This window comes from Vibrio gazogenes (assembly GCF_023920225.1).
Lineage (GTDB): Bacteria > Pseudomonadota > Gammaproteobacteria > Enterobacterales > Vibrionaceae > Vibrio > Vibrio gazogenes.
The window spans coordinates 1,654,934-1,668,094 of record NZ_CP092587.1 but is presented as its reverse complement, the minus strand read 5'-3'; the positions used below and the strand labels follow the sequence as shown (position 1 = coordinate 1,668,094).

Below are 13,161 nucleotides of genomic sequence, written 5' to 3'. Positions count from 1 at the left end.
GTTTCAAATGTCAGATCCCAAGTCGTTATTTCTTCTGGATAATCACCGATTGAAGAAAGAACATCGATCCAAATGATTGTGGAACAGATATGCAGACGGTTCATCTTTCAAATTTTGAATTTGATTTTCAGCAGCGATCTGTACGTTTAACGATAATTGCGTATGCCACGGTCGCCCTGCTTATCATCATGACGGCAAACACACTCTCTCTGGCTTTGGTTTATACTGCATTATTCTTCGGAGTCGCAGTGCTACTTTATTGGCTGCTCCGCAAAAGTCAGGTGCGCTATACGCTGACCGCAACCCATTTCCAACAACATACGTTTCGCGGCGGTTGGGTTATCAAATGGAATAATATCCAAGAGATTAACCAATGCACCTACAACATTGATGGCTGGCATCAACCGCTACCATGGGTCGGTATCCGCTTGAAGTCCTACTCACCTTATCTAAACAGTATTTGCCCACGTATTATCAGTGAGATATTACTGTCTCAACGTGGATTGCTCTATCTGGGCATGAAACAACATCATATCCAACTCTCTGAGTTTGAAGACATTGTTTTGGATCCGAGTTTATATAGATCAGTAGACGGACAGCTATATTCCGGTTTACTGGCGATGCTGGCAAACCGAATGAGCTACCAAAGAAATTATCATGGGTATGATATATTCATCCCCATGAGTGATTTGGGCATTCAAGGAGATGAACTGATTGGAATGGCCCGGCGCTATATTGCAGCAGCAGAGCCGGAGCTATCTCATCAATAGAGAGGCATTTCATCAGCAACAAAAGGATTTGAAGCACGTTCATGACCAAATGTTGATTGTGGGCCATGCCCGGGAATAAACGTAACATCATTGCCCAATGGCCAAAGCTTAGTTTTGATCGAACGAATTAACGTCTCGAAGTCGCCTTGAGGAAAGTCTGTTCTTCCGATACTTCCCTGAAACAAAACATCACCGACAAAAGCAACCTTCGCTGACTCACTGAACAAACAAACATGACCCGGTGTATGACCCGGTGTGTGATAAACCTGAAGCACTTGCTGACCAAAAGAGACCGAATCCCCCTCATTCAACCACTGATCGGGGTCAAATGATATCGTCCGGGGAAAACCAAACATCTGACTTTGATTTTCCAGCTCTTGTAGCCAAAACCGATCAGCCTGATGAGGGCCAATAATATCGACAGCACCAAGCGATTGTTGCAACCCCTGCGTACCACCAACATGATCGAGATGTCCATGCGTTAAAACGATATGTACAATTTGTACGCCTATCTCCTGAATCACTTCTGTAAGATGATTTTCATCACCACCGGGATCAATCACGATGCCCTTCATGGTTTCATCACACCAAACAATTGAACAATTCTGAGCAAAAGCCGTTACGGGGACTATTCGATATTGCAGAGACATATTTTTCCTTATAAAACCCAATTTCAGTGAACTATGACACTCAAAGATAAGTTTGACAAGGATCGGCTACGGGGCAAATCATACATGCAAAATGCCTCCGGCACTCACGCCAGTCTGAGAATTACTCTTTCCTGTCGTAATGAACGCAGAGGCAATATTATTTCCACGATATTGAATAACGTTAAAACATGTAAACATTAATGAGGCGATGGAATGGACAATCAGTGAAATGCCCTCACTTACAATGAGAGTTTATGCTTACCATAACTGACTTTTGCTTTCAGATAGTCGGTATTACCAGCTTTAATATGGGCTGCCGTATGGACAATCTCGACAATTTCAATGCCGTGTGTTTTCAAATCATTCACTTTCTTGGGGTTGTTCGTGACTAAGCGAATTTTTGTGATATTCAGTGCTTTCAGCATTTGCGCAGCTTCAGAAAATTCTCTGAGATCGTCATCAAAACCAAGCTCTCGGTTTGCCTCGTAAGTATTCAATCCCTGATTTTGAAGTCGATACGCATCAATTTTATTATACAAACCAATCCCTCGCCCTTCTTGACGAAGATAAAGGATGATTCCACCCAATTCTCCCATTTTAGTAATCGTTTCTTCTAGTTGTTCACCACAGTCACATCTTGATGAGTGGAACACATCACCGGTCAGACACTCTGAATGCATTCTCACTAAAGGAATTTCTTGATTTAAGTCTGCAGATTTAAAAATCAAAGCAATGTGTTCTTTCTCTGTATTCAAACCGTTAAAAGAGAGGATCTCAGCATCAATATCACTTTTTGCTCCAACTTTTAAATCCACTCTGGCTCGGACATCCGCCATATCAGTACTCTCTTACTCAGATATTTTTATATCGATAACAATCAAAACATTTTGCATTTACGTCACCATCGCGAATTCGAGGTGACGTTATAATATTACAAATAGAAAATACCACTAGATGCCCAAGAGAAAAAGAGATTATTCTATATTGCAGCGCAATCCTTGCAGATCATACGCATCAAATGCCATCGACTCACCAGATAAACAGCACCATATATTTCATCACTGAAAATTTTCAACATAAAAAAACCGGTAATCAGTTGATTCACCGGGTTTTTTGTATGCATGAGCCGCTACCTGTTAATGCGTCTGTGATTTTTTCCACATGATAAGCTCGATCCAGACTCTTTCAATCTGCTTCAGCTCTTCATCAGTTAAAAGTGACAATGTTGAAGACGTATTTGGAAATGCATACGCGTGCTGTGACATAATCCGCTGGTAGAAGTCTTTCTTCAACTGAGTTACTTGAGAATCCACTGCATCTATCCATTATCGGTAACAAGTAGAAAAATTTTATCATTTTCTCATTTATTGTCCTATGAATATTTAATTATTGGAATAACAGTCACATTTAATGTCACTTTTTTTTGCTACGAACTACTGAGCAACTTATTCATTTCATTATTAATTACACTGTCAACCCCCAGATAAGAGCAATAACAAGCGGCCGATAGGATAAGAAAACCGGGCTATTTCCCTAATGAAGTGTGTGTTTCTACAGAGCCAATAGTTGTAACAAAAGAGAGACTGAACAGACATAAAAAATCCGGTATCTATTATTTGATACCGGATTTCGAAGCCTTTTGCGGATCATTCAACTGCTCTGTAAATTTTTTAACTAATCAGCATTAAGCTCGCTGGCCGATGTTTTTCAGGCTGGAGAAAAAATAATTAATTAGCGCCCCAACCACGCGGCACCACGGATTCCGCTACTATCCCCGAATGCTGCCTTCTTGAAGCATAAATCCGCAACATCCGTAAACAAATACGGTATCGTTGCCTGAGGTAAATCCCGGTACAGTGCATCAACATTCGACAATCCACCGCCCAGTACAATCACATCCGGATCGAGGATATTAATCAGCGCGGCAAAACTTCTGCCCATCTGATCAATCATCTGTTGATAACATTCAGTCGCCAATGAATCACCCTGCTGCATCAGTGCGATGATGTCCGGTGCAGCAAGTGTCTTGTCAGTTTTAATGGTGTAACTCTTTTCCAGCCCAGTGCCGGAAATAAACTGTTCAACACAGTTGTCCCGTCCACAATAACAAGGCCGCACCGGACCATCTTTGGCCGGTAAATATCCGGGCAACGGATTATGGCCCCACTCACCACCGATTGCGTTCCGGCCGCCCCAGACCTGTTTATTCAGAATCAGGCCGCCGCCACAACCAGTCCCTAAAATTGCACCAAAGACAACGGCTCCATCTTTTCCGGCCCCATCCACTGCCTCAGACAAGGCAAAACAGTTGGCATCATTGGCAATATGGATGGTTTTCCCGCTGGCGCGGGCTAAATCAGCCTGTAAATCATGCCCATTTAAAAACGTACAATTGGCATTTTTAATCAGCCCGGTCGCAGGACTGACAGCCCCCGGAAGCCCAATACCAACCTGACATGATTCGCCGACCTGTGCTTCCGCATGTGTGATCAACCCCACCACCGTTTCAACAAACTCGTTGTAAGTCTGCGGCGTGGGTATTCTCTGTTTGAACTGCGTATGACCGGCATGGTCAAGCACACACACTTCGGTTTTTGTTCCACCGATATCAAATCCTATTAACATAAATCCCCTGCTTATTCTGGTTTTTTCGGAAGCAGATAATTCTTCTCAGTTTCCATCCAAGTGTCGATCGAATCGCGAAACAGAGTAATGTAGCGACAATAAAGAAAATCAACTGCCATCAGTAAAGGTAACTGCGCCGAAATCATACCTGTTGATTCTTCTCCGTGGAGTGATGATGTCAGTAAAACATAATCCGCCAGCACCGCCATCCGTGATTTTTTATCCGACGTCATACAAACCAATGTGACCCCACGCTCTTTCAGGGTATGAAGATATTTCACCAGCCGCTCATTCCGCCCGTTCAGTGAGATCACCAGCAACAAATCTCCGGCCTGTAACAACGGACCGTACATATCCATTGAATCGACGTCAGCAATAATATCAACGAATTTTCCAAGCCGCCGGAAACGCAACTTCAAATCCTGCGCCACCAGTGTACTGAACCCAGCACCAAAGACATGAAACCCCGGCCGAGAATGAATATCCTGACTCAGCTTTTCCGCTGTGTTTCCGTCAAGCAGCTCATACACCCGGTGAATGATATTGACGTATTCATGGTGCAACGCACTATGTTGCTCGTCCGCTGTAAACGGTGTTTTCTCATTCAACTGCTGCTGATAACGGTAGTAAAATTCCTTGAAAGAGGAGAATCCCAGCTTTTTGGTAAACCGGGTCAGCGAAGAAGCGGATACATCGATCTGCTTTGCCAGTTGGTCAATCTTATCCGGCACGGGATTGGCCAGCAGATAGTCCGCAATCTGGTGCTCTTTGCGGGTAAACTTAACCCGTGCATAAGCGATGGTCATTTGCAAATCGTTATTCATGCTCTTCTTTCGAACCCTTTTCCTTCCAAGCCTTTTCCCTTCTGAACCTTTTTCTTCTAAACCATGGCAGTCGATAACGCTGTTTTCGGCTCTCTTCCTAAGTAAAGAGAGCCGCCACTATCATAACCCGTCGGATTCGTCGGATCTCAACTGACAGACGAAAATTTGAAGGTTTTCACCTGTTTCGGTGCAAACGCCCCCAACCGGACCCGCCCCGCCTCAATCGCTAATTCTCTGCACACCACTTCACTGAGATTGACTTCAAACGCTTGTACTACATCGGCCGGAAGCTGAATTTCTCCGGCCTGCGCCAATGAATGAGAAGACGGATTAAACAACCGGATCACCACACCATCGCCACCGGATTCTACTTCGGCCCGTTTCACGGCGCTGCAAACCAGTCCCGGCGCATTGATATGAAGCAGACTCATCAAAGCAGGCAACGGCTTATCCAGCGGATTCACCCCGAAGTACTTCATCGTATTGGTAAAGCGATTGAGCTCCTGCTGCTGATAGCTCAACGCAGGCACTGCGAATTGTTGCCACTGCTGCATGATCTCTGCCGGATGAAACGAGCCACTCAGCATCATCCCAGCGCGGAATGACAAAGGCTGTAACAGTTGGCTGTCCGGCGTCGGAATGTATTTGAACTGTTGACCCGAAGCAATACCGGGACGGCGTTGCAGATCGGGTTTACCCAGCCAGCCGACTGAGCGGAACAGCGTTAGTGCCAATTCACCACTCTCGCCGGATAGACTTCCGGCAGATTTGTTCTGCGGCTGAATCACCTCGTATTCTTTCATCCCACAACTCAGCAGTGTCAGTGTTTTTTCTGCGTTGCTCAGAGAAACATGATGCAGCAGCGGATAAATACAGGACGGTTCTTCCTTCCAGCCTTTGTCGCGCCAGTCATGGATTCTCGGATGTAAGTGAGGACGGCTGACGGTACCGAATGGGGTATCCGCCACACTGCCGGTGGTCATCACGTCAGTACTGAATACCAGTTGCATCCGGTGATCACACGCCTGATTGTCAATCTCCATCCGGAGATCCAGCGGCTGGTCATCTGCCAGCATCAGTTCAAGCCGGTACGGCAGTGCCGCGGATGTTTTGTGTTGCTGCCGTTCTGTCAGATCGGCCGGCAGTTGCCACACGCCTTTAAAAATCAAAGTCTGGCTGAGCGGTGTACAGCGAACCTGAACATCCGCTTCACAGAAGTCCAGCCGGAGAGTCCAGTCCTGTACCGGGGGAGAATAATCATAATTATCCCCATCATCGCCCATATCTCTGATGAAGAGGAAATCCGGCCAGTATGTTCCGGTCTGATGATCATCCAGCGCCAGACGACCATCAACACAGCGAATCGTCCACTGACTATTGCGGATTTCCGGCTGTGATGGGTGCTTTGTTTCCTGTGGGGCGTTCCCCTGTGGTGGCTGATGTTCTTCCGTAACATGCAAACAACGTAAGCCCAACGCCGGGAGAGCTAGCCTCAGCTCGATCTGATGCTGATAATAATACAGTGATTGATCATGTTCACTTTCACTGCGCCGGATAGACCCCCGGTAACAACGTTCCGAGCTTAAAATGGTGTAATCAACGGATTCCCCGGCTTCATCGCATAACCTAAAGAATGGTTGTTCCGTATCAATACCAGCAACAACGCGCTCACAGCGGGAATATGGCAGCGTATTATAAAACACCACACTATCCGGAGTATCTTCAGAAACCACAGATTCGGACAGTTTACGCAGCAGAAAATCGACCCCCGCAGCCGACATCTGATCAGCATGCACCAGACGTTGCAAAATTTGTTGATTGGTCCGGTCACTGTTACAGCCACCGGCACTGTCGTGCGCATGACAGCGCAACAATTGCTTCCAGATATTGTTGACCAGCGACGGTTTATAATGAATCCCCAGAAAATCGGCCAATACCATCAGCGGCTCAAGTACGTTCGTCAGCCGGGTTTCAACCTGATCATTGAGCTGCTTATGATCATAGCGGGTGGCATAGATGGAACGGTGAATTTTCGAGAACTGCGCATCGATCATTTCTCCTGCCACCACAAACGGTTCATGCACCTGCGCCTGAATGCCGTCGAACAAAGCCTCGTAGCTGCTTTCAACAAAGTGATGTCCGGTACGGGAGTGTTGATTGTAATGCTCAATACGGGATTTCAGGCCTGCATCGACTTTGATCTGATCGGCACCAAAAGGAAACGGCACATGACGGCTGCGGCTGTCCTGCGACACCATCGACACAATTTCGTCCGGGTCCATCCCGGCAATCTGCGGCTCCGCCAGATAGTAGCCGTTGCGGATCTGATAACAACTGACTTCACTGCCATCTTCACTGCGCCAGTTAAACTCACGCCACGGGCAGGTATCACGGGATAATCCCCGCCAGAATACACTGTGCCGAATGCCAAATCCGGCATAAATTTTCGGCATATCGATACTCTGACCAAATGCATCGGGTGCGTACCCCATCATCCAGCATTTTCCCAGCGATTGTGCCGCTTGAATCCCCAGTAACAAATTCCGGACAATCGATTCACCGCTGACGATGAGCTGATCACACTGGGTGTACCACGGGCCGGTTTTCAAGTGGTCGCTTTTCACCAGTCGCTGCAACCTTTCCCGGTTTTCCGGCGCCAGTTCGAGATAGTCCTCAACGATACTCATCTGACCGTCAAGAATATATTGATTCAGTTGCCCTGATTCGAGCGCCTGAAACAGATCGTCCATGTGATAGACCAGCTGTACCGAGGATTCGGGATGGGTAAAATACCATTCAAAATCCCAGTGCGTGTGAGGAATCACATGAACCGTTTTTTCACTCATATCCGGCCTCCGATCGCATCCTCAATCGCCGCAACTATGCTCACAGTATCACCATGATTCAATACTTCGCGGAATGTCGGTTTCATATTCGCGCGGGAAATCGCGATCAGCGGTGCCATCGCCGTCTCATCCCCTTTCGCTGGGATGGCAAACGCCACGGCGGTTTTCACCGGACGCTCGTCCATCGTTTCCCACGGGATTTCATTGGCAAAATGAACCACCCAAATCCCGGCATGTTTGACCTGCTTACTTTTCGCATGCGGTGTGGCTATCTGATCTTTAAAACCAGTCGTGTCCTGTGTTTCCCGCGCCACCAGCGCGGAGAAAAATGCATCCACATCCCCCACATATCCGGCCTGATGCATCTGCTGCGCAATAAAGCGCAGCGCCTGATCGCGGGTAGTTGAATCCGGATCGCGAATCACGTGATCTACCTGAAATGAAGGGCGGGCTTTCCCGGATGATTTATTCAGCCATTTACTAAACATATGATTACCTTATTTAATTCTGTCGTTGTCACTTCTGCCGTAAGGGTGAGTCGTAGCAACTGTTATTCCGCCGTAGGTGCTTCTGTTCTGTCGCAGGTGCTGTTATTCAGCCATAGGTGATTCAGCCGTGGGCACTTTCGGACGCCAGACGCCGATAATCACTGCCGTCAGCAAAATACCTGCACCAGTACAGAGTAACCATGACACCACCGGGATCGGTTGTTCGATATACCCGATGACAGTGCCTAACGGTGAGCCCAGACCACCAAAATTCTTGATTCCCCACAAGCCAACCAGTCCACCGGCCAGCGCCGAGCCACATACACTGGCAACAATCACCTGCAACGGATGTGCTGCAGCAAACGGAATCGCCCCTTCAGACACCCCGACCAACCCCATCGCACACGCTGCATTGGCGGTATTTTTCTCTTCTGCATTGAATTTTTTCTTAAACAAACGCGATGCGACAAATACGCCCAGCGGTGCGATGGAAATCGCGGCCTGTACCGCAGTAAACGGCAGCAGATTCGCGCCTTCCACACCATATTGCCCGAGCGTATCAACAAACACAGCGGTGCTGAAAACATATGCGGTTTTATTAATCGGACCACCAAAGTCGAAGCCAATCATGCCGCCAATGACCGCGCCTATCAGGAAGGAAGACCCTTTATGTTCGGTGATCAGCACATTTAATCCGTGATACATGGTATCCATCGCCAGAGAGATGGGTTTTCCGATGCCATACAGGACAAAAATGAAGATAAAGAAGGTTGAAATCACCGGAATAATCATAATTGGCACTGCCGGACGCAAAATCTTCGGCCATGGCACCCGTTTCAAGTACAACACGAAATAGCCAACAATAAATGCAATCAACAGTGCTGCGAGAAAACTTCCGCCAGTTTTAGTGCCGAGGAATGTCGGGTCATTGGCGATATAAGCGCCTATCATCGCCGGGGCAATAGCCGGACGGTCCGCAATCGAGTTCGCCACAAATCCGGCAAACAATGGGATCATTAACGTGAAACCGACTTTACCGACCATAAACAGATGCGACATGAAATAGCCTAGTGCGGTGGTTTCATCGAATCCCCAGTTCACCAGATGCCCCTGAGCATCACTGTTAAATGCAAAAATATTGGCTAATGCCAACAGTAAGCCACAGGTCGCCATCGGAATCATATACCCCACACCACTCATGGTATGGCGGAAAAATGCATTATGACTGGAAGAACCAATCGTCACGCCACCACCGACCGAGGTGCCTTTGGCACTTTGAATCACATCTGAAGCAATCGTTTCTGCCTTGGTTTTCGCGTCTTCGATGACCTGCGCTGCATTGGCAATCGCATCATTGGTGGAGACCTGATAAACCCGCTTACCGACAAAACGTGTTAAGGGGATCGTGACATCACTGGCAATAATCACCAGTTCGGCTGCTGAAATCTCTGATTCAGTCAGAGGTGTTTGCGTGCCGATGTTGCCCTGTGTTTCCACCCGGATATCATAACCATTCTGTTGACCCGCCTCTATCAGGGCTTCCTCTGCCATAAATGTGTGCGATATCCCCGCGGCACAGGAGGTTATAGCTACTACTTTCATCATCATTACCACCTTGTCAGCATTTGTGTAGGGTTCTGTTTCACGTTATCACGCTGACTCTTTTTTTAATGTTTCACTAGGGTCAAGTGACAGTTTTCACAATACCCCCATCCGCATTTTTAGCAAAAAACTTTCATTTTAAATTATAATATCGGTCACATATAATTAAAATTTGAATGTTTTTTTCATAAATAGACGATTTTATAGGTAATATTTTCATCAATAACAGATTATATTTAAGGACGTCGTAAACCCAGCGTATGGTTTATACCCATCAACCTGGTAGCCGATTCAAGTTGGCATGGTGAGAAAAATCGCAAAAGTATCCCTATAAAAATGCCGGTCAGCTTTTAACTGACCGGCATTAGGCAAATATCTCGATTTTATGAACGTTATCGCTGATATTCGTCAGAACTAATCATCTTCAGACTGCTCTTGCTCATCTGAATGATCATCCTCATTTGGCGATGCCACATCTGATGACGAAGCCTCAGGAGCATCATCGGTTAGAGCACCTTCAGACTCGATGTCAATATCGATATCTGCATCTTCTACTTCTTCAATTCGCTGTAGGCCGACAACTTTTTCGTCTTCTGATGTTCGAATCAGTGTCACGCCCTGAGTATTACGGCCAACCTGACTCACTTCTCCGACACGGGTTCGAACCAATGTTCCGGCATTGGTGATCATCATAAACTCATCACCCTCATCAACCTGCACCGCACCAACGACACTACCGTTACGTTCGGACACTTTGATTGAAACAACCCCCTGAGTACCACGACCTTTCGTTGGGTATTCAGATAGGCTGGTGCGCTTACCATAACCATTTTCAGTGACTGTAAGTACATTACCATCGGTCTTCGGTACAATTAACGATACCACTTGATCGCCATCAGCCAGTTTCATGCCTCGCACACCCGATGCAGTACGACCCATTGGTCTCACGCCTTTGAATTTGATCTCCGGCTGGCCATTTTCATCCAGTACTGGTTGACCATTTTCATCCACAACAGCAATTTCTTCTGCTTCTTTAAAGCGAACGACTTTACCGAATTTAGAGAACAACATAATCTCACTGTCCCCATCCGTAATATCGACACCAATCAATGAATCATCATCCCGCAAGTTCACAGCAATCAAACCGTTGGAGCGAACATTGGCAAACTGATCAAGCGGTGTTTTCTTCACTGTTCCATCACCGGTTGCCATAAAGATGAATTTATCTGCTGCATATTCAGCAACTCGAAGAATGGCCGTAATCCGTTCATTTTCTTCCAACGGAAGAATGTTATTGATCGGCTTTCCTCGCGCAGTCCGAGTCGCATGAGGTAACTGATACACTTTGAGACGATACGTTTTACCACGCGTCGAGAAACACAGAATATTATCGTGTGTATTCGCCACCAGCAGACGTTCAATATAATCTTCGTCTTTCATCTTCGTGGCACTTTTGCCCTTACCACCACGACGCTGAGACTCATAATCACTCAGAGATTGATACTTCACATATCTTTCGTGGGATAAAGTAACGACGACATCTTCACGCGCAATCAGCTCTTCCATATCAATATCATGTGAAGCCGCTGTAATTTCCGTCAGACGATTATCACCGAAACCATTTCTGATCGTTTCCAGTTCTTCCCGGATGACTTCCATGAGGCGGTCAGTACTGGAAAGAATCAACATTAATTCAGCGATTTCCGCCAGTAATACCTTGTACTCATCCAGAATCTTCTCATGCTCAAGACCGGTCAGTCGGTGCAGTCTTAATTCAAGAATTGCTTGTGCCTGTTGCTCAGTCAGGAAATACAGCCCGTCACGGATACCATATTGTGGTTCCAGCCAGTCAGGTCGTGCAGAATCAACACCTGCACGTTCCAGCATCGCTGCAACATCCCCTAAAGACCAACCACGCGCCAATAGACCCGCTTTTGCTTCGGCTGGTGTCGGTGCACGACGAATCAACTCAATAATGTCATCGATATTCGCCAGTGCAAGAGCCAGACCTTCAAGGATATGGGCGCGATCCCGTGCTTTGCGTAATTCGAAAATTGTACGGCGAGTCACCACTTCACGGCGATGGTTAACAAAACATTTTAACAGTTCTTTCAGGTTAAACAGTTTGGGCTGACCATTATCGAGAGCAACCATGTTAATCCCGAAAGTCGTTTGCAACTGAGTCTGTGAATACAGGTTGTTCAGTACCACTTCTCCGACAGCATCACGCTTACATTCGATAACGATACGCATCCCGTCTTTATCGGACTCATCGCGCAGTGCACTGATACCTTCGACTTTTTTATCTTTGACCAGTTCTGCGATTTTCTCGATCAGACGTGCTTTATTGACCTGATACGGAATTTCAGTCACAACAATGGTTTCACGACCATTCTTATCACTTTCGATATCTGCTTTGGAGCGGAGATAAATTTTTCCCCGACCTGTTTTATAGGCATCAATGATACCTTTCCGTCCGCTAATCATTGCTGCGGTTGGGAAATCCGGGCCCGGAATATATTCGAGCAATTCATCGATCGTAATATCTTCATTGTCGATGAAAGCAAGGCATCCATCGATAACTTCCCCTAAGTTATGGGGCGGAATATTGGTCGCCATACCAACCGCAATCCCAGAAGAACCATTGACCAACAGGTTCGGTACTTTTGTTGGTAATACGGCTGGGATTTGCTCGGTATCATCGTAGTTTGAGACATAATCGACGGTTTCTTTATCCAGATCGGCAAGCAGCTCATGGGCAATTTTTGCCATCCGAACTTCGGTATAACGCATTGCTGCCGCAGAATCACCATCAATTGAGCCAAAGTTGCCTTGGCCATCGACCAGCATATAACGAAGTGAAAACGGTTGTGCCATCCGTACAATTGTGTCGTAGACGGCACTATCACCATGGGGGTGATACTTACCGATGACATCGCCGACAACACGGGCCGATTTTTTGTAGGGTTTATTCCAATCATTCCCCAACACGCTCATTGCGTATAGTACCCGACGGTGCACAGGTTTAAGTCCGTCACGTGCATCAGGAAGTGCCCGACCTACAATGACCGACATTGCATAGTCAAGGTATGAGCCTCTCAGCTCATCTTCTATACTGACAGGCGTGATCTCTTTAGCTAGATCGCTCATAGAGCCATTGTCCCTCTATAGTTTGATCGTATATTCGATACGTATAAGACCGGAAAATATAACACAGGTTTTGCTACTTCGGCATCACTTTCACTCTCCTTTTCTCAGCTTGTTACATCGGTCGCGAATTAACTGGCTATATTTTACTCACTTCTTCAAGAGTCATTGATTCATCAGTGCATTTTTTCAACGCATGACACAATCAA

General features: G+C 46.6%; 10 protein-coding genes. 1 reads left to right on the top strand and 9 read right to left on the bottom strand.

All coding sequences use genetic code 11. The features are described from left to right. The first annotated feature begins 89 nt into the window (after window positions 1-89). Window positions 90-770 (top strand): DUF2982 domain-containing protein, encoded by a 681-nt coding sequence (locus tag MKS89_RS07500; RefSeq protein WP_072957444.1) that lies wholly within the window; start codon window positions 90-92, stop codon window positions 768-770. On the opposite strand, the gene MKS89_RS07495 is transcribed toward MKS89_RS07500, so the two are convergent. The 9 genes from MKS89_RS07495 to gyrA form a co-directional block, all read right to left on the bottom strand. Beyond that, on the bottom strand, window positions 764-1,420 hold the full coding sequence (locus MKS89_RS07495; RefSeq protein ID WP_072957441.1) for an MBL fold metallo-hydrolase: 657 nt from the start codon (window positions 1,418-1,420) through the stop codon (window positions 764-766). The two genes, MKS89_RS07500 and MKS89_RS07495, sit on opposite strands and share 7 nt — an antisense overlap. A gap of 239 nt (window positions 1,421-1,659) precedes the next feature. Then, window positions 1,660-2,256 (bottom strand): GTP cyclohydrolase II, encoded by a 597-nt coding sequence (locus tag MKS89_RS07490; protein WP_072957439.1) that lies wholly within the window; start codon window positions 2,254-2,256, stop codon window positions 1,660-1,662. 300 nt (window positions 2,257-2,556) lie between these two features. Next, window positions 2,557-2,733, bottom strand: coding sequence for a hypothetical protein (locus MKS89_RS07485; protein WP_162841353.1), 177 nt, complete (start codon window positions 2,731-2,733; stop codon window positions 2,557-2,559). 418 nt (window positions 2,734-3,151) lie between these two features. Further along, window positions 3,152-4,045 carry an ROK family protein gene (locus MKS89_RS07480; protein WP_072957436.1) on the bottom strand — a complete coding sequence of 298 codons (894 nt, stop codon included), beginning with the start codon at window positions 4,043-4,045 and terminating at the stop codon, window positions 3,152-3,154. 11 nt (window positions 4,046-4,056) lie between these two features. Next, window positions 4,057-4,869, bottom strand: a complete 813-nt coding sequence (locus tag MKS89_RS07475; RefSeq protein WP_072957434.1) for a MurR/RpiR family transcriptional regulator — start codon at window positions 4,867-4,869, stop codon at window positions 4,057-4,059. Window positions 4,870-5,015: 146 nt separating this feature from the next. Then, window positions 5,016-7,715: a glycoside hydrolase family 38 N-terminal domain-containing protein gene (locus MKS89_RS07470; protein WP_072957431.1), complete on the bottom strand. Its 2,700-nt coding sequence runs from the start codon at window positions 7,713-7,715 to the stop codon at window positions 5,016-5,018. Continuing rightward, window positions 7,712-8,203 (bottom strand): PTS sugar transporter subunit IIA, encoded by a 492-nt coding sequence (locus MKS89_RS07465; RefSeq protein WP_072957428.1) that lies wholly within the window; start codon window positions 8,201-8,203, stop codon window positions 7,712-7,714. The genes MKS89_RS07470 and MKS89_RS07465 overlap by 4 nt, the downstream gene beginning before the upstream one ends. Before the next feature lie 102 nt (window positions 8,204-8,305). Beyond that, window positions 8,306-9,808, bottom strand: a complete 1,503-nt coding sequence (locus tag MKS89_RS07460) for a PTS fructose transporter subunit IIC (protein ID WP_207521948.1) — start codon at window positions 9,806-9,808, stop codon at window positions 8,306-8,308. Window positions 9,809-10,219: 411 nt separating this feature from the next. Further along, window positions 10,220-12,955 carry a DNA topoisomerase (ATP-hydrolyzing) subunit A gene (gene gyrA, locus MKS89_RS07455; protein ID WP_072957422.1) on the bottom strand — a complete coding sequence of 912 codons (2,736 nt, stop codon included), beginning with the start codon at window positions 12,953-12,955 and terminating at the stop codon, window positions 10,220-10,222. Window positions 12,956-13,161 lie beyond the last annotated feature (206 nt).

Bases quoted from the DNA above. Each gene is read 5' to 3' on its own strand.
- MKS89_RS07480 (WP_072957436.1), bottom strand. From the start codon at position 4,045: ATGTTAATAGGATTTGATATCGGTGGAACAAAAACCGAAGTGTGTGTG.
- MKS89_RS07475 (WP_072957434.1), bottom strand. From the start codon at position 4,869: ATGAATAACGATTTGCAAATGACCATCGCTTATGCACGGGTTAAGTTT.
- gyrA (WP_072957422.1), bottom strand. From the start codon at position 12,955: ATGAGCGATCTAGCTAAAGAGATCACGCCTGTCAGTATAGAAGATGAG.
- MKS89_RS07490 (WP_072957439.1), bottom strand. From the start codon at position 2,256: ATGGCGGATGTCCGAGCCAGAGTGGATTTAAAAGTTGGAGCAAAAAGT.
- MKS89_RS07465 (WP_072957428.1), bottom strand. From the start codon at position 8,203: ATGTTTAGTAAATGGCTGAATAAATCATCCGGGAAAGCCCGCCCTTCA.
- MKS89_RS07460 (WP_207521948.1), bottom strand. From the start codon at position 9,808: ATGATGAAAGTAGTAGCTATAACCTCCTGTGCCGCGGGGATATCGCAC.
- MKS89_RS07500 (WP_072957444.1), top strand. From the start codon at position 90: ATGCAGACGGTTCATCTTTCAAATTTTGAATTTGATTTTCAGCAGCGA.
- MKS89_RS07470 (WP_072957431.1), bottom strand. From the start codon at position 7,715: ATGAGTGAAAAAACGGTTCATGTGATTCCTCACACGCACTGGGATTTT.
- MKS89_RS07495 (WP_072957441.1), bottom strand. From the start codon at position 1,420: ATGTCTCTGCAATATCGAATAGTCCCCGTAACGGCTTTTGCTCAGAAT.